16 protein-coding genes and 1 pseudogene are annotated in these 15,911 nt (G+C 64.1%); 8 read left to right on the top strand and 9 right to left on the bottom strand.

Annotated features, from left to right (window positions below):
• Positions 1-83: 83 nt before the first annotated feature.
• Positions 84-875, bottom strand: coding sequence for a DUF6924 domain-containing protein (locus tag ACZI8Q_RS12620; RefSeq protein WP_463373880.1), 792 nt, complete (start codon positions 873-875; stop codon positions 84-86).
• Positions 876-1,125: 250 nt separating this feature from the next.
• Here ACZI8Q_RS12620 and ACZI8Q_RS12615 point away from each other — a divergent pair, with 250 nt between their 5' ends.
• The 4 genes from ACZI8Q_RS12615 to ACZI8Q_RS12600 all read left to right on the top strand — a co-directional run bounded on the left by ACZI8Q_RS12615 (position 1,126) and on the right by ACZI8Q_RS12600 (position 6,233).
• Complete coding sequence (locus ACZI8Q_RS12615; RefSeq protein WP_463373879.1) at positions 1,126-1,992, top strand: LysR family transcriptional regulator; 867 nt, start codon at positions 1,126-1,128, stop codon at positions 1,990-1,992.
• A gap of 87 nt (positions 1,993-2,079) precedes the next feature.
• Positions 2,080-3,738, top strand: a complete 1,659-nt coding sequence (locus tag ACZI8Q_RS12610) for a DNA repair helicase XPB (RefSeq protein WP_463373878.1) — start codon at positions 2,080-2,082, stop codon at positions 3,736-3,738.
• Positions 3,739-3,747: 9 nt separating this feature from the next.
• Positions 3,748-4,416, top strand: a complete 669-nt coding sequence (locus ACZI8Q_RS12605; protein ID WP_463373877.1) for a DUF3239 domain-containing protein — start codon at positions 3,748-3,750, stop codon at positions 4,414-4,416.
• 200 nt (positions 4,417-4,616) lie between these two features.
• Positions 4,617-6,233 carry a GMC family oxidoreductase gene (locus ACZI8Q_RS12600; RefSeq protein ID WP_463373876.1) on the top strand — a complete coding sequence of 539 codons (1,617 nt, stop codon included), beginning with the start codon at positions 4,617-4,619 and terminating at the stop codon, positions 6,231-6,233.
• A gap of 124 nt (positions 6,234-6,357) precedes the next feature.
• On the opposite strand, the gene ACZI8Q_RS12595 is transcribed toward ACZI8Q_RS12600, so the two are convergent.
• The 3 genes from ACZI8Q_RS12595 to ACZI8Q_RS12585 all read right to left on the bottom strand — a co-directional run bounded on the left by ACZI8Q_RS12595 (position 6,358) and on the right by ACZI8Q_RS12585 (position 8,322).
• Positions 6,358-6,831, bottom strand: coding sequence for an FAD-dependent oxidoreductase (locus ACZI8Q_RS12595; RefSeq protein WP_463373875.1), 474 nt, complete (start codon positions 6,829-6,831; stop codon positions 6,358-6,360).
• A gap of 94 nt (positions 6,832-6,925) precedes the next feature.
• Positions 6,926-7,777: a nucleotidyl transferase AbiEii/AbiGii toxin family protein gene (locus tag ACZI8Q_RS12590; RefSeq protein ID WP_463373874.1), complete on the bottom strand. Its 852-nt coding sequence runs from the start codon at positions 7,775-7,777 to the stop codon at positions 6,926-6,928.
• Complete coding sequence (locus ACZI8Q_RS12585; protein ID WP_463373873.1) at positions 7,774-8,322, bottom strand: type IV toxin-antitoxin system AbiEi family antitoxin domain-containing protein; 549 nt, start codon at positions 8,320-8,322, stop codon at positions 7,774-7,776. The genes ACZI8Q_RS12590 and ACZI8Q_RS12585 overlap by 4 nt, the downstream gene beginning before the upstream one ends.
• Positions 8,323-8,714: 392 nt before the next feature.
• Between ACZI8Q_RS12585 and ACZI8Q_RS12580 the strand changes: the two genes are divergently transcribed.
• Together ACZI8Q_RS12580 and ACZI8Q_RS12575 are read left to right on the top strand one after the other, a co-directional pair.
• Positions 8,715-9,296: a type IV toxin-antitoxin system AbiEi family antitoxin domain-containing protein gene (locus ACZI8Q_RS12580; protein ID WP_463373872.1), complete on the top strand. Its 582-nt coding sequence runs from the start codon at positions 8,715-8,717 to the stop codon at positions 9,294-9,296.
• Positions 9,297-9,338: 42 nt separating this feature from the next.
• A complete protein-coding gene (locus ACZI8Q_RS12575) occupies positions 9,339-10,205 on the top strand; it encodes a nucleotidyl transferase AbiEii/AbiGii toxin family protein (protein ID WP_463373884.1) in 867 nt (288 codons plus the stop codon).
• 308 nt (positions 10,206-10,513) lie between these two features.
• On the opposite strand, the gene ltrA is transcribed toward ACZI8Q_RS12575, so the two are convergent.
• Together ltrA and ACZI8Q_RS12565 are read right to left on the bottom strand one after the other, a co-directional pair.
• On the bottom strand, positions 10,514-11,953 hold the full coding sequence (gene ltrA, locus ACZI8Q_RS12570) for a group II intron reverse transcriptase/maturase (protein WP_463373883.1): 1,440 nt from the start codon (positions 11,951-11,953) through the stop codon (positions 10,514-10,516).
• Positions 11,954-12,566: 613 nt separating this feature from the next.
• A pseudogene (locus tag ACZI8Q_RS12565) lies at positions 12,567-13,151 on the bottom strand (DUF222 domain-containing protein); the annotation flags it as partial.
• Here ACZI8Q_RS12565 and ACZI8Q_RS12560 point away from each other — a divergent pair.
• Positions 13,145-13,312 carry a hypothetical protein gene (locus ACZI8Q_RS12560; RefSeq protein WP_463373871.1) on the top strand — a complete coding sequence of 56 codons (168 nt, stop codon included), beginning with the start codon at positions 13,145-13,147 and terminating at the stop codon, positions 13,310-13,312. The pseudogene ACZI8Q_RS12565 and the gene ACZI8Q_RS12560 overlap by 7 nt on opposite strands.
• A gap of 7 nt (positions 13,313-13,319) precedes the next feature.
• On the opposite strand, the gene ACZI8Q_RS12555 is transcribed toward ACZI8Q_RS12560, so the two are convergent.
• The 3 genes from ACZI8Q_RS12555 to ACZI8Q_RS12545 all read right to left on the bottom strand — a co-directional run bounded on the left by ACZI8Q_RS12555 (position 13,320) and on the right by ACZI8Q_RS12545 (position 15,101).
• Positions 13,320-13,529 (bottom strand): hypothetical protein, encoded by a 210-nt coding sequence (locus ACZI8Q_RS12555; protein WP_463373870.1) that lies wholly within the window; start codon positions 13,527-13,529, stop codon positions 13,320-13,322.
• Positions 13,530-13,702: 173 nt separating this feature from the next.
• Positions 13,703-14,320, bottom strand: a complete 618-nt coding sequence (locus tag ACZI8Q_RS12550; RefSeq protein WP_463373869.1) for a stage II sporulation protein M — start codon at positions 14,318-14,320, stop codon at positions 13,703-13,705.
• Positions 14,321-14,444: 124 nt separating this feature from the next.
• Positions 14,445-15,101: a hypothetical protein gene (locus ACZI8Q_RS12545; RefSeq protein WP_463373868.1), complete on the bottom strand. Its 657-nt coding sequence runs from the start codon at positions 15,099-15,101 to the stop codon at positions 14,445-14,447.
• 103 nt (positions 15,102-15,204) lie between these two features.
• Here ACZI8Q_RS12545 and ACZI8Q_RS12540 point away from each other — a divergent pair, with 103 nt between their 5' ends.
• Positions 15,205-15,801 carry a TetR/AcrR family transcriptional regulator gene (locus ACZI8Q_RS12540; RefSeq protein ID WP_463373867.1) on the top strand — a complete coding sequence of 199 codons (597 nt, stop codon included), beginning with the start codon at positions 15,205-15,207 and terminating at the stop codon, positions 15,799-15,801.
• Positions 15,802-15,911 lie beyond the last annotated feature (110 nt).

Below are 15,911 nucleotides of genomic sequence, written 5' to 3'. Positions count from 1 at the left end.
GGCACCCCCGTCAGCGCCCAATCCCCCAGCCCCGCCCACCCCCACCGGGGGGTGGGGCGCCCCGCGGCGCCCAACCACCGGTTTCATGTAGAGGAACCGACCCAGATCCGCCGGTAGGCCGCTACCGGCTCGAGTGCTTCGGGTGAGAGCGCGATTTCCCAGATATAACGTCCGGGCATCCGCAGATCAACAGCGGAAACCGCGGACAAGCTGTCGATTGCTACGACGAACTCAGCCTTCCCTTCCGCCTGCCAGTCCTCGAACATGGGCGGCTTGCGGAGGTTCTCGCGGTACATCTCCATATCGACCCTCGAGTTGACCAGGACGGTATCCCCGTGATCGTCGGTGGCGAGATCATGCAACAACTCCGGAAAGAGCGGTAGGTCCTGTCGGCGCTGCACCGAGGACCGCAAGGTAGCGACCGGAAGTTGCCGGTACTGCGGCGGCTCCACCGACTGATCGAGGCCTCGGTACACACCATCTGAATCGGCAGCGTCGACGAACTCGACGAAATCCATATTCGAAATCGACAGATTCGACTCGATCGACTCGATCCCTGGCTGGGTCACCCGGACCGTCTGACCACCCGCGTCGCCGGCCGCCGCACTGCCGGTATCGACCACCAAAAGCGGATGCTCCGGATCCTCCATCGTGCGACGGTCCGCTACGAAAACATAGAACTGGTCCCCCGGCACGATCTGCAACAGGCCATCGACGGTCATCCCGTCGAACCGGCGATCATCGACCACTGTGAACTGCGGGTAATACGGTTCGTCCTCATCCCCGGTCGAACGCAACGCCGACTGCCACAGAGCATCATTCGAAAAATCAGTGCGAATCAGCAACGACTCGCCCTCAGGCAACTGCGAATCCATTACTGCACGATACGTGCGATCCCGCACCAACCTCAGACAGGGTTCGCGAGCGTCGCACTACGCCGGACAGAAGTACACGGCGCAACGGTGGCGTACAATCTTTCGTCGCTTGCGCACTCTCCTACCGCGAGTGTTCGAACGACTCTGCGATTGACAAACACACAGGAACCCTCGTGTGTGACTTCCATGGTGCCCACCCAGGGTCGATCAGTCCAACCGATTGAATTGATCAGTACAATCGTAATATGTGATGGATAGGTTCAAGCTGGAAGCATTCCTTGCGGTGGCCGAAGAGGAGTCGTTCGGTGGAGCCGCGGACCTGCTCGGCATAGCGCAGTCGACCGTCAGCTCGCGGATCAAGGAACTCGAGTCCTACCTGGGACAACGATTGTTTGTCCGCACGAGCCGTCTGGTTCGGCTCGCGCCTGCCGGGGATGCCGCATTACCGAAAGCTCGGGCAGCGCTCGCTGCATTGGAGGCTGTCCGTCAGGCCGTAGACGACGTTGCCGGGATCCACCGCGGAAGGGTGCGGCTGGGGCTCGTGACCGGTGCCGACATCCCCCAGCTGGGCGAAACCCTCGCGGCATTCGCGCATGAGTTCCCCGGTATCGAGCTTGTGGTCACCTCGGCCTCGTCCGCCGAGTTGGAAGCGGCGGTGTCGGACGGCGCGCTGGACATCGCGATCGTGGTGCGCACCAGTCGGTCACACCTGCGGTGGACGGAATTGCTGCGCGATCCACTCACCATCGTCGGCCTGCCGAGCTGCGAGGGCGATATCCCTATCACCGAGTTGCGCACCGAATCGCTGGTGATTCTCGATGCCGGAGCCGGGGTACGAGACGCATTGGAATCCGCCGCACGGCGCGCCGATATCCGCCTGGAGATCGCGGTCCAGGTGTCGACGCCCGCCATGGCATGGGACCTGCACTCCCGAGGTATGGGTCGGTTGGTCATTCCACGGAGCCTCGCCTCAGGACGCGGCTCCGTTCTCGTCGACGCAGACGGAGCCAGAACGAGCGTTCGCGTCGGTCTTGCCATCGATCCGGACATGCGCACGCCTGCCACCGACCTACTCCTCGACCGGCTTGCGACCTCCATTTCGCTGCCCTCGACGTGACCTGCACCAGCCACGTGGCATAAGAAGCGGATAACCAGGACAATGGCAAGGCTGGCTACATCCGGCATTGCTATCGAGGAGGTTTCCGTGACCGACGGACCGTTGATCGTTCAATCCGACAAGACGCTGCTGTTGGAGGTCGATCATGAACGTGCCGGCGATGCCCGGCAGGCGATCGCACCGTTCGCCGAGCTCGAGCGCGCACCCGAGCACGTTCACACGTACCGGATCACTCCGTTGGCGTTGTGGAATGCGCGCGCTGCGGGACACGACGCCGAGCAGGTCGTCGACGCCCTGGTCAACTACTCCAGGTTCGCGGTCCCCCAGCCGTTGCTGGTCGACATCGTCGACACGATGGCCCGCTACGGCCGGTTGCAGCTGGTGAAGAATCCCGCCCACGGGCTCACTCTGGTCAGCTTGGATCGTGCCGTCCTCACCGAGGTGACCCGGCACAAGAAGATCGCGCCGATGTTGGGCGCGGCGGTCGACGAGGACACCGTCATCGTTCATCCGAGCGAGCGTGGGCGCCTCAAGCAGATGCTGCTGAAGGTCGGTTGGCCCGCCGACGATCTCGCCGGGTACGTGGACGGCGAAGCACACCCGATCGACCTTGCTTTCGAGGAGGGTCACTGGCACCTGCGCGACTACCAGGAAATGGCCGCAGACTCGTTCTGGGCCGGCGGGTCCGGTGTGGTGGTGCTTCCCTGCGGCGCCGGCAAGACGATGGTCGGCGCCGCCGCGATGGCCAAGGCGAAAGCCACCACCCTGATCCTGGTGACCAATACCGTTGCCGGGCGCCAGTGGAAGCGTGAGCTGATCGCCCGCACTTCCCTCACCGAGGAAGAGATCGGTGAGTACTCGGGCGAACGCAAGGAAATCCGGCCGATCACCATCGCGACGTATCAGGTGGTCACGCGCCGCACGAAGGGTGAATACAAGCATCTCGAGTTGTTCGACTCGCGTGACTGGGGACTCGTGATCTACGACGAGGTGCACCTGCTCCCTGCGCCCGTGTTCCGGATGACGGCCGATCTGCAGTCCCGTCGTCGCCTCGGCCTGACTGCCACCCTCGTCCGTGAAGACGGGCGTGAAGGGGACGTGTTCTCCCTGATCGGACCCAAGCGTTACGACGCTCCGTGGAAGGACATCGAGGCGCAGGGGTGGATCGCCCCGGCCGACTGCATCGAGGTCAGGGTGACCATGACCGAAGCGGAACGCATGGCCTATGCCGTCGCCGAACCGGACGAGCGCTACAAACTGTGTTCCACGGCGCACACCAAGATCGCGGTGGTCAAGTCCATCCTGGACCGCCACCCGAATTCACCGACCCTGGTGATCGGCGCCTATCTCGATCAGCTGGACGAGCTCGGTGAGGCACTGAACGCCCCCGTGATCAAGGGATCGACCAAGAACAAGGAACGCGAGGAGCTGTTCGACAAGTTCCGGTCGGGTGAGATCCAGACTCTCGTGGTCAGCAAGGTCGCGAACTTCTCGATCGACCTGCCCGAGGCATCGGTGGCTGTCCAGGTCTCCGGCACCTTCGGTTCACGTCAGGAAGAGGCCCAGCGTCTGGGTCGATTGCTGCGACCGAAGCACGACGGCGGTCAGGCACATTTCTATTCGGTGGTTTCGCGCGACACATTGGATGCCGAGTACGCGGCACACCGTCAGCGCTTCCTCGCCGAGCAGGGCTATGCGTACCGAATCACGGACGCCGACGACCTGCTGGGGCCCGCAATCGGATAGCGTCGTCACGTGCGACATTTCGAGTTCACGGTCGACCGTGCCCATGCCAAATCGGTGAATCAGACCCTCACCGAGCTCCGTCGAATGCAGGTGTCGGCAGTCGTGTTCGCCGTGATCCTCGCCGTCGGCGCCGGGTTCCTGATCGTCATCGGTGCCATCTGGTCGGTGATCCTGGGTGTGGTGCTGATCGCCGGGGCCGTCTCGTCGCTGTGGCTGGCGGTGTGGTTGCCCCGAAAGATGGGCAGCATCGAGGACATGTACCGCAAGAGCCCGCTGGTGCCGGCGGTGATCTCCGAACTGCATCCGCGGGCAATGACGTTGCTTGCGTTGGTCGACGTCGCGAAGCCGGACACAGGCGGGTCGGCCTACGCCCTGGTCACCCGCAATATTCCGCTGCTTCCCGGTCAGAAGCAGCGCGTGGGCGACAAGGTGCCGTCCGTTGCCCTACTCGGCGACCGTGGCACCCGGAGTACCGCAACGACGTGGCAGATGGTCAGCCCGATGCCGATCGCATGGGGCACCAAGGACGTCGCCGTACGGGCGCGCGCGGTGGAGGCGATCGACAAGGTCGAATGGAACTTTCTCGCGTCCAAGATCAAGGAGTCGGAGACGGTGCAGAACACCTCTGACCAGCGTGTTCTCCTCGAGATCGGCGAGCTGCCCAAGGAACTGCGCTAACTGGCCGAGGCAGATCGCGTGGGGCTCGCGATTCCGGTACGCCAACCTGACTCACCGAACCCTCGATGAATCGGACGTTCATTCGATCGCGGTCGGTGTGTGCTCGTCGCTGAAAAGTCGACAACGTGACTGCGGTTACGTCGATAACTAGAACTTGTTACAGTTGTCACAACCAGGAACCGCACGAGCAAAGGTTGTCCATGAGCAAGCAGAATCTTGTCGACCAGGCAGATTACGTCGTGGCCGGGGCCGGCAGTGCCGGATGCGCTGTCGCCGCCCGGCTGGCCGAATCCGGGGCATCGGTGGTGCTCCTCGAAGCCGGCGGCAGCGACGACAAGATCCTCTACAAGCTGCCGGGCCTGATCGCGCCCATGCATGCCGTGCCGCAGATCGAGAAGCTCGCGGACTGGGGTTACCGCACCACACCCCAAAAGCACGCCCTCGACCGTCAGATTCCGCAGACGCGAGGCAAGGTGCTCGGCGGATCGAGTTCGGTCAACGGCATGCTCTGGGTGCGCGGCAACCGCGCCAACTACGACGACTGGGCCGCCGAGGGCAACAAGGGCTGGAGCGCCGACGACGTCAACGACGTGTACAAGCGCATGGAGGATTTCGAGGGCGGCGGCAACGAATTCCGTGGCGCCGGCGGGCCGATCAAGGTCACTCGCAACGCAAATCCGACCCAGGCCAGCCAGCAATTTCAGGAGGCGGCCGCAGACACCTTGGGCGTTTCTGTGCTCGAGGACTACAACGCCGAGTCACAGGAAGGGTTCAGCACCTTCCAGCAAAACACCTCTGACGGACTGCGTTACTCCTCCGCTCGCGCATACCTGCACAACGGTTCGCACCCGACACTGTCGGTGCAGACCGGCGTCACCGTCGCACGCGTCGTCATCGAGGGCGGACGCGCAACCGGCGTCGAGGTCATCGACAAGTCGGGCCGTCGGCGGACCATCCGCGCCCATAGCGAGGTGATCGTCTCTGCGGGTGTCTTCGGCTCGCCTCAGCTGCTGATGCTCTCCGGTGTCGGCCACGCGGATCATCTTTCCGAAAAGGACATCACGACCGTCGCGGACCTACCCGTCGGCGACAACCTGCACGATCATCTGTTTGTGCCGACGAGCTGGTCGATGCCGAACGCAACGCACCGTGGCACCCCGGGATACTTCGCCCGGGGTATGGCCAAACAGCTCACGCGGGGCGGCTCCTTCCTGGAGAACTCTGTTTTCGAAGCTGTCGGCTTCGTACGTACTTCACTCGCCACCGACGTCCCGGACCTCCAGATCCACGTGTTGCCATGGGGCTACCCCTCGCCCAACCAGGATGCCCCGACCTTTCACGGCGTCGATCCCTTCCCCTCCCTCACGGTGATGTCGACGTTGATCTACCCGCGCTCACGCGGCTCCGTGCGCCTGGCCAGCAACGATCCGACGAAGGCGCCGCTGATCGACTTCAACTATCTCGCCGAGTCCGGAGACAGGCAGGTACTCAGGGAAGGCGTCGAGATGATCCGCGAGATCATGAGCAACGCCAAGATCGCACCGTCATCCAAGGGCGAAGTCCATCCCGGCGCGGCACACACCGGTGCAGATCTCGACCGCGAGATCCTGAATCGGGCCACCACCGTGTATCACGGGGTCGGCTCGTGCCGGATGGGAGTCGACGAGAGTGCAGTGGTGGATCCGGAATTGCGCGTACGCGGCATCGACGGCTTGCGCGTCGCCGACGCGTCGATCATGCCGACCATCACCGGCGGCAACACCAATGCGCCGTCGATCATGATCGGTGAGAAGTGCGCTGAGCTGATCCTCGGTTAGCCGCGGGATCACCGAGAATTCGGGCCGCACCGCCGTCGACAGCGGTGCGGCCCGAGTTGGTTCGAATGACCGGACAGGCGCCGGCCGCGGTTGCCGCCTCGACCGGTATGTCCTGTTCGGGCAGTCACTTCGTGCCGGGAAGCCACGCGTAGATGGCGGTACGGGACCCGTACTTGGCGTAGCGGTTGATCCCTTCCTTACTCACGGCGCCGATGCGCCCGGCAATGAAGATCCGTCGCGGAGTGTCGTCCCGGCGGCAGGCCTGCAGCAGACCGTTGCGCCGTCCCAGACTCAGTGCCTGCCCTGAGTAGCCCATGGAGAATCGCTTGAGCTTGTGCCCCTTCGCCATCCGGATCAGCGTGCCGGCCGCGTGCGCTCCTTGAGGTGTGGCTGTGGCGCAGGCGAATCGTGCGCCTGGAACAGCCGCGCAGTCACCGACGACGAAGACGCGGGGGTCTGTCACGCTGCGGAGGTGCTCGTCGACTACGGCACGCCCTTCGGCGTTGACCGCCAAGCCGCTGGACGCGACGAGATCGGGCACGCTGGCGATGATCGCCCACAACGTGAGATCAGAGCGGAACTCTTCCCCGGACCGCACAAAACCATCAGATTATCGACACCGACCACGAGCGCGGCCCGCGGACAGTGAGGCTCGAACGGCCGCTCGCGGTGGGCCGGTGTCCGTGGAGCGCCTACGCGGTGCCGTGGGAGAAGACGGGGTCCAGGTAGAAGGCCACCAAAGCGATCTGCTCGTCGAGCTTCTGCTCGCACGCATACTCGAGGTGCTCCTTGCGACGCCATGCCGCCCACTTCACCTGACCGACCTCGCTGTATCCCGCCAGGTGCGACGTGACGGGTTCCAGCGTGACCCCGCGAAACCGAGCGACGGCCCGTGCCGAGCGAAGTAGTTCGTCGGTGTCGACGCCACGGCGGGCGAGCTGGACGATATCGACGTAGTCGCGCCATCGGGTGCTGGTGATACCGCGTTCGAGGATGGTGACGCCCTTCTCCGCGATCGTAGTCTCGGGCGCGTACCCGAGGAGTGTGATCGGATCGCCGAGCACTCGATCGATGCTCACCCGACGGGGCGCGGGCACGATCGGATCCCCGGTGGACACGTCCCAGAGGGCGACCCCCTTCCACGGACCGATCAACACAGCCACTCGCATGCGCAGGCCCGGATAGTCGGCCTGTTCACGGATTTCCTGCACGCTGATCGTGTCAAGGTCGAACACCACACCGTCGTCGATCTCAATCGCGGCGATGTCACGGACCACGTCGGCGAGGCGATCGGGTGTGACGTCGGCGCTCACTGCATTCACGTCGACGTCCTTCGTCGGACGACGAACCCCATAGGCGGCCAACAGTATTCCGCCCTTGAGCACGAAGTCGTCCGCATGCGATGTGCGGGCAAGTCGGTCCAGGAACGATTCCAGGGTGTGCCGGATGAGGTACTCCTGCGTCGGAGCACCCGCACCACTTCTCGCGGCCGCGGACCGCGCCGCGGACTGGATTCGGCGGAATACCTCATCGCCGATGTTCACCCCAGTATCTCCAATGCCTGTAGTACAGGGGACTTCGCCCGAGGCATACGGGAGGCGACATCCATCATTCGGGCCGGCTTACCCCCGCGACGCAGCCACTCCTTCAACGCATCTCGCGCCAGCTCGTACCCGACCTCACCTCGAAGGCGGAAGGCGTCCACGATCGAGCGTTCTGGGGAGTAGATCCCGATCGCCTGATCCGCCCCCGGTATCGGTATCTCGTCGCGTCCTATCTCGAACGTCGACCGATCGAACAGATGCCACGCGATCGACGCGCCGCCCGCCGGCGTCCTCGACCCCCGGGGAATCGCGACATCCAGCGCGTCGGGTATCGCGTCGGTCAGGCCATGATGGGCCAGTGCCGAGGTCAGGCAGATCGTCGCCTCTGGCCGGCGAGCCGCAGCCTCGAGCCAGTCCCAGTCCGCAGCCGATGCCTCTGCTGGCAGGTAGATGCCGCGCGCTATCCGCTCCAGACGACCCGAACGCGCCGCGCGATACAGCGAGCTACGCGACATGCCGGCTTGCTCCGCTGTGCTTGGCCTCATCGTCGTCATCGTCACCACCTCCAATGGAACGATATGTCTACACATAACCATAGCTGATGACGTATCGGACCGGGTTGCAGAAGTTGCGTAAATCAGTCTCCGCCGCCGAGGACGGTGTCCAGTGCACCGGTCGCGAGGGGACGAACATCAGGCTCCTCACACTTTCCAAACCCCACCACTCCCTTCGATCAGGTCTCTCACCTGCGCATTCAACCGAGTCGCATAGCTGATGGAGTCACACCAATGAGAGGTTGCTGACAAATAGCAAAGGACACCGCTACTCCGAGGGGTTCGCCGAGGGGTTCGCCGAGGGGCTGCTCGGTGAGCGAGATTCGACGGAAACAATGCCAGGTACACTTCATCTGTAATGGTTTCTGTCGAATGGAGCAGGGATGGACACAGCTATGACACCAACCTTGCTGCGCTATCGGGATCTCGACCTGCAGGGGCTGACCCGTTATCGGTTCGACCGGATGATCGAGGGTGGTGAGTACGAGCGCATCGCGCCCGGATTGTTTCTGCGCACGGGAACTACCGACGACACCACAGCCGCGTGGATCGCGGCCGCCGTCAAGAATCCGGGGTCGACGATCTGCCTACTTTCAGCTCTTGCTCTTCATGATTTAACCGACGAGATCACGACACGTAGCGACATCGCCATCCCGCGGGGCACCCAACCTCTGTCCATCGACATTGCCCCGATTACATGGCACCGATTCGACACGAACACCTTCGCGATCGGCCGCACCGAGCGGGCCTTGCCCGGTGGTTTGTCGATCGGGTTGTACTCGCCGGAGCGGACGATTGTCGACATGTTCCGCCTGCGTCACGCGTGGGGGAACGACCTGGTGATCGGCGCGTTGAAACAATGGCTCCGCATACGCGGTAACAGCCCATCAGCACTGCTCAATCTGGCGGCAGCCTTTCCGAAGGCGCGTCCCGCGCTGCAGCAGACCCTCGAGGTGTTGCTGTGAGTCCGAACCCGCGCCGCGGTACCCCCGGGCGGCAACGCGACGCTGGCGATACAGAAACTCGCGCGGCAGTCCGGCGCCGACGTACAAGCGCTGCAGACGCTGTACCTTCTCGAGGCCCTGCTGACTCGCATCGCGGCCTCCAAGTATCGCGATGACTTCGTCCTCAAAGGCGGCGTCCTGCTCGCCGCGTTCGCGGTGCGGCGCCCGACCAAGGACATCGATCTACAAGCCACAGGGATGGCGAATGACGTCGATGAAGTCGCCGGCCGGGTCCGGGAGATCGCGGCCATCGACAGTCCCGATGGTGTGGTCTTCGACGAGGCCAGCGTTGTGGCCTCGGTCATCCGCGACATCGACGAGTATCCCGGGATTCGTGTCAGGCTTGTCGGCACGCTAGGAAGTGCGGGGTTAACCATCGGCATCGACGTGAACTTCGGCGATCCAATATGGCCGGAACCGCGGCTCATCGAGCTTCCCCGGATCGTTCCGCTCGGCCATGCGCCGGTGATCCTGCTCGGCTACCCACTGACAATGGTGCTCGCAGAGAAGATCGTCACCGCCATCGATCGCGGCGAGGCCAACACCCGGTGGCGCGACTACGCTGACGTCTACACGCTGTCGCAGCTCCACCACATCCCCGCAGGGCTTTTCCGCGCTTCGCTGGAGGCGGTTGCCACGTACCGTCGGGTCGATCTCATTCCCTTGTTACCCGGACTCGACTCGATGCCCGATCGCGCTCAGCTGAAATGGCGGGCGTGGCGCAAACGCGTGAACAGGGAAGGCGAGCTCCCCGAGCAGTTCACCGAGTTGCTCACCACCGTGGCGCGATTCGCCGATCCTGTACTGGCGCGAACAGCGACTGGAACCTGGGATCCATACAGGTCTACGTGGACACCCGGGAGTCAGTAGCTCGCCCTGAGTGTAACAACAGACTCATACCCGTCGAAGTCAGTGAATGCCGACCGCAATCCTTCCGGACCGATGCAAGGCACCTCATGTGTACCAAAACACCCCACCTATTGAACTGAGAACTGCGTTCCGACCTGGGAGCTCACGTGCTCCACAGAGCAACACCAGATTGTCCATATCGGTGGGCCCGTGATCGACCCAGTGGACGTCGACCTCGGGCGCAGTGCCGGGGTTTCACCCGGTCTGTTTCCCGAGGCCGCGTCCCCGAACCGGACGTGCGGCTTTCACCGCATCCGGCTCTCCATAGGTCACGCTGAGACGGCGTGTTCGGCTGGGTCCCACGGTGTCGGGATCTTCGAGCCGCGATAACGATAACGCTGGATGGTCATCGTTGTCGGGTCGTAGAGCCGGACACCGCCGTATTCCGGCCAGCCGGACGCATTGTATTTTGCGTAGAGCGCCCGTCGGCTGGTGTGCGGGTGCTTGTTCTTGAGCCATTCCCACACTCGCCACCACAGGTAGTGGCGGAGCTTGGAATATGCGCGGCTCGAAGATGCGTGCCGGAAGTACTGAGCCCACCCGCGGACCATCCTGCCCAGCCGCAGGAGGAGCTGGTCGACGGGTTGGTGGGTAATCTGCTGGGTTACTGACTTGAGCTTGCGTCGAATTGTCTGAACGGCCTTCTTCGACGGGTAGCTGTAGATCAGTGACCGGGTGCTTCCCCACTGGGTGTGCCGCTGGATGTGAAACCCCAGGAAGTCGAAGCCCTCGTCAATGTGGACGACCTGGGTCTTCTCCGGGGCCAGTCGTAACCCCATCGGTGCCAGAACGTCCGTCATCTCCTCCCACAGTGCCTCCGCATGGACCCGGGAACCGAACACCATGACCACGAAATCGTCGGCGTATCGCACCAGGCGATATGTCGCCCCTCCGTGCTTACGGTGTCGTGCCCGGGCGCTGGGGTTGGTGTGGGATGCCCACAGGATCTCGAAATGGTCGTCGAGAACCGACAGGGCGATGTTGGCCAGCAGCGGGGACAAGATCCCGCCCTGGGGAGTGCCGGAGTAGGTTTCCCGGCTCAGTCCGTCCTCGCCGAGCACACCCGCTCGGAGGAATGACTTGACCAACGTCAGAACGCGTTTGTCGCCGATCCGACCGCGAATCCGGCCCATCAGGGCGGTGTGGTCGATCTCGTCGAAGCACGAGGCGATGTCCGCTTCGAACACCCAATGATAGGAATCCTGGGCGGTCTTGCGAATGTCCTCGATCGCGTCCTGTGCTCGTCGCCGGGGCCGGAACCCGTAACCCGATACCGAGAAGTCGGCCTCGAATATCGGCTCCAACACCAACTTCAACGACGCCTGCACCACGCGGTCCGCGACGGTCGGGATCCCCAGGGAACGCAGTTTGCCGTTCGCCTTGGGAATCGTGACCTGCCGCACGGGCACCGGAGCGAACGTGCGGGCCTTGAGTGCGACCCGCAGATCCTCGAGAAACCCTGCCACGCCGTGCTCGGACGCCTCGATCGACGCCGCGGTGCGACGATCGATCCCGGCGCTGCGTGCGCCGGTGTTCTCCCGAACCCGGATCCAGGCCGCAGCCAGGAAACACGGGTCCGCCACGAGGTTGAACAGATCATCGAACCGACGACCACGATCGGCCGCCGCCCAACGGTGCAGCTTCGTTTGCATCCTCAGTACCGCCCGCCGCGCCGAATACGGATGTGACAGGGCAGCACCGATATTCACCGGTGCATCTTCTGACATTGCTCTCCTCAGTTCTGCGTGTCCTACTGCCGCCCTTCCCCATGTGACCGGCTTTCCCGGTCTCGGAGTACTACGACGGCTCCGCCCCGTCCGGCCGCTATCGGTGGGCAATGACACCTACCCTCCCCACCACTGGCCGTGCTGAGGATAGGGAGGCGACCGAACGGTTCCCGCGTTCACGTTGTCCCGATTGATGAGGGAGGCACCCAGCTTTACCCCGGTGGCTCCCGGCAGGTACACCACAGTTCTTCTCTGCCGGCTACCGGTCACCGCTGGAAGCGGTGACCGGCGGACGCGTCCCCGTACACTTGGATCACACGTGCGCCACATACCGGCCCATGTCCGCCAGGTTTCGGGACCGGCTCCACATAACGAGGCCTCGGACACTGGTTCCTCGCGTATGCCTTCTCATCTCGCTCACCACGCCCACACCATCTGGCAGTGCTGACATGTCGTGGCTTTGTCAGGGCCGCTTGCCACCAACACCTGTCATTCCCTTGGGTATTGGCTGCCCTCAGCTTCATCCGACTGCTGTGACAGCCGGAAATCGGGGGCCTTTCACCCCCGATCGGTAACAACGCGCCTCGCGGCGCACATGAACAATGTGATGGCCTTCGCACCACGACGGTGGTGCCCCGAAGTTCGGGAACGCGCACGCACGATCTCGTGCGACGAGGGCGCGGCGTTGTTTACCGGTGACGGTGCGGACGGTGTCACCCAGATCCAACGGTGCACCATGCGGGTCGACGACCACGGCGGACAGCACACAATCACAGGACAACAGGTGCCGTGTTCACCGTGATCGGCCCCATCCACGACTCCCACGATCCGAATCGGCGAACAGATCCTGATACGCACCCCGGTCGGGTTCCGGGTGTTCCGCCAAGTCCGCGGCCTTCACCGTCACAGTGATATGCGGTTTCTGCCCACCCTCGACCGGCCCGGCACCGGGGGCCAGATACCGGCGCAGCAGCTCGGCGAACCCATCCGCCCGACGGCGCGCCGGAGACCGCGCATCCCGGGTGCCATCAGTGGCGGGCCGTGGTGTCGACAACCCCGACAACGCCGCCAGCAGCATCTCCCCGGTCACCGCATCCAGATCACCCTTCACAGCGATACGCCCATTCAAAGTGATGGAGGCATGAAACTCGTTGCGATCGACATCTTCTGCCGGTGGCGGCGGGACCTGTCGTGGCCGACAACAACGCCTCCCGACACGCCGGCAAGGCCAAGTCGCGGCACCGCCAGGCCGAGAACCTACGCCGCTACTTCAAACCATCCCCGCAGGCGATGCGCGAACTGACCAGCCTCATCGGCCCCGGAACTTCCCGCACCCACTGACCAGCAGCTACGCCATATCCGCCCGAAATTCGGCCGATACTACGGCGACCCCCTCAAGGGCAGCGACGCCGCCACAGCCGCGTACCGCGAAAACCAGCGGGCACAGGCGAAAGCCGACGCCGCCACACACACCACCAGCAATCGTTACGCCCCCGGCGGTCGCCGGCGCGTCGACGCCCTCGGCGCCGACCTGCGCAAAGCGCAGCGACAGCGCCACAGATACAGCCGCACCGTATGGGCACGCGACAACGGCACCAAGGAGATCAAAACCCACTTCCCCACCGCCGGCCACGAACTCGGACGCCTCGAGGACGCCATCGAACGACTATCTCATGGCTCCTCACTGTTGGCTTTGTCCTGCTGGCGTTGGGTGGCGGGGCCGTGATGGTCTCAACCTGCGATCAGGTGGGGCACCAGGTAGATGAGCGAGAAGGACTCGTAGATAGCGCCGACGATGAGCAGCGTCAGTGCGGGTAGGGCGAGCCAGCCGATCCGTTGTAGCCCGAGGACGTAGCCCCGGCGGCGGGTCCGGGCGTCGACGGTCGTCGGGCGCAGCCAGGATTTCCCGAGGATGTAGGCACCGAGCAGGAGGAGGATGTAGGCCTGGAACTCGAGAAGGATCGTCAGGGAGTGCGGGACCAGGGTGATGGCCGTGGTCTCGTCGACCGGGGCGAGCGTCAGGCCGATGGTGACGGCGTGGTATGCGAAGACCAGGATGCCCGCGAAGGGCACGATCATCGAGGGCACCAGGATCGAGGCCAGGCCGACCGTCAGCGTGTTCACGGACAAGATGGTTCCGGCGAACACCCAGGCGTTCGAGAGCAGCGACACGACCAGGTCGGTCGTCCCGCTGTCCGCCATCGAGCTCAGTCGGGATGCGTGCAGGCCGGGGAAGAGCATTCCAGCCGCCATGCCGACCAGCAACAGCCCGTACATGAGGACGTTGAGGGCGAGGTAGGGGCGGAGGTCGGCACGGATGATCTGGACGGGCGTGGAAAGGAATCGCATGGACGGGCTCCCTGGTCGTAGGCGGACGAACCGGAGGTCGTGGGGGCGGCGCGTCACGCTGGAGAGGACAGTCGCCCGGCTGGTGGAAACGCCGGTGGTCTTCGGTCGGCGCGCGGGTGCGGGGTCAGTTGCCGGCGGCGTCGAGCAGCCAGTGGTAGCGCAGTCGCAGCGCTCTCTCGGTGCTGGCGACGACCGCCCCGAGTCCGAGTCCGATGTTGAGCCATAGCGGCAGGTGGATGGGCGACTCGTGGTATCCGATCCGTTCCACCACGGGAGGGATCTGGACCAGCGGCTCGGCGATCTGCAGGATGAGCAGGCACACGCCGATGAGCAGCAGGATCACCGACAGGACCCCGATCGAACGACTCAGCGTGGGGTGGTTGTGCTCGAAGCGAGCGCGTCGGCCCTCGGCGGACTTCGGGTCCGGAACGAGTTGATGCTCCACGCCTGCGGTGGTGACGTAGTGACAGCGCTTGATCCCGACCCCACTCATCGCGACCTCGATGGTGCCGCCCTCGACGGGAAAGGCCGCCGGAAGCTTGGACTCGGCATGGTGTCTGCCATCGAGGAACAGGTGCGCTTTGACCTCACCGGAACTCTGGTTGCCCCAGTGCCGGACGTCGACGGCGTACACGGCGTCCTGGCCGCCGCCGGCACCGGGCCGGCAGAGGTAGAACAGGGCGCGGCCCATCTGCTGCCACCATCGGAACCCCTGCAAGGGGCGGCCGTCCCCCTCTTTGACGCGCTTCGCGGCCCTGCGCCGCTTCCACCCCTCCATCATCACCCGGTGACCTCCGTCGCGAACTGTCGACCAATACGGTGTATTGGTTCGTCGTTTGAGAGTACCATTGGTCGACTAATACAGCGTAATGGAAGGGGCGGTCATGGAGCTTCAACCACCGGACGGCATCAGCAGCAGGGACAAGATCCTGTGGGCCGCGGCGACGATGCTGGGCGAGGAGCCCGGTGCGGTGATGAGCGTGCGGGCGGTCGCGGCCCGTGCCGGGGTGAGCACCGGTTCCCTGCAGCATCACTTCCCCACCAAGCGCGCACTGATGGATGAGGTGATGGCCCTGGTGTATGACCTGGTCCTTGCCGAGGACACCGTCCACGACACATCGATACCGGCGCGGGAACGGCTCGTGGCATGCCTGCAACGCCTTCTCTCGTCGGTCGGAGCCGATCCGCGCGAAGCCTGGCGTCTGACCTTCGACCGCTACATCGCAGCCGAGCCCTCCGCAGCGGCCGGCGCAGAGTACCTGGCCATAGAACGGGAGCTCCGCCGCCGCATCGAATACTGCCTGAACGTCATCCAGGAAGAAGGCTCACTCGCACCGGGAGACAACGCACGCCGAGCCAGGATCCTGTTCACCATCGTCAACGGGCTCTCCATCGCGCAGGCCCTACCCTCCGACGAATCACAGCTCTCAACCGAGATCGACGTGCTGTACGCGGCTGTCGACTGCACCCTGGCAGAATAGGTCGGTAGTTTCGTTACTCGTCCAGTCATCGTCTGCTCTTCCGGGACGTCGACTCGTTTCAATCCTGGCGTCCCTCCCGGTCGCCATCCGTATGTCGGATGGGCCACACC

The sequence above is a fragment of the Rhodococcus quanlei genome, from assembly GCF_055231015.1.
This window is presented reverse-complemented; position numbering and strand designations above follow the sequence as displayed.

Bases quoted from the DNA above. Each gene is read 5' to 3' on its own strand.
- ACZI8Q_RS12620 (WP_463373880.1), bottom strand. From the start codon at position 875: ATGGATTCGCAGTTGCCTGAGGGCGAGTCGTTGCTGATTCGCACTGAT.
- ACZI8Q_RS12615 (WP_463373879.1), top strand. From the start codon at position 1,126: ATGGATAGGTTCAAGCTGGAAGCATTCCTTGCGGTGGCCGAAGAGGAG.
- ACZI8Q_RS12600 (WP_463373876.1), top strand. From the start codon at position 4,617: ATGAGCAAGCAGAATCTTGTCGACCAGGCAGATTACGTCGTGGCCGGG.
- ACZI8Q_RS12585 (WP_463373873.1), bottom strand. From the start codon at position 8,322: ATGAGGCCAAGCACAGCGGAGCAAGCCGGCATGTCGCGTAGCTCGCTG.
- ACZI8Q_RS12580 (WP_463373872.1), top strand. From the start codon at position 8,715: ATGGACACAGCTATGACACCAACCTTGCTGCGCTATCGGGATCTCGAC.
- ACZI8Q_RS12550 (WP_463373869.1), bottom strand. From the start codon at position 14,320: ATGCGATTCCTTTCCACGCCCGTCCAGATCATCCGTGCCGACCTCCGC.
- ACZI8Q_RS12545 (WP_463373868.1), bottom strand. From the start codon at position 15,101: ATGATGGAGGGGTGGAAGCGGCGCAGGGCCGCGAAGCGCGTCAAAGAG.
- ACZI8Q_RS12540 (WP_463373867.1), top strand. From the start codon at position 15,205: ATGGAGCTTCAACCACCGGACGGCATCAGCAGCAGGGACAAGATCCTG.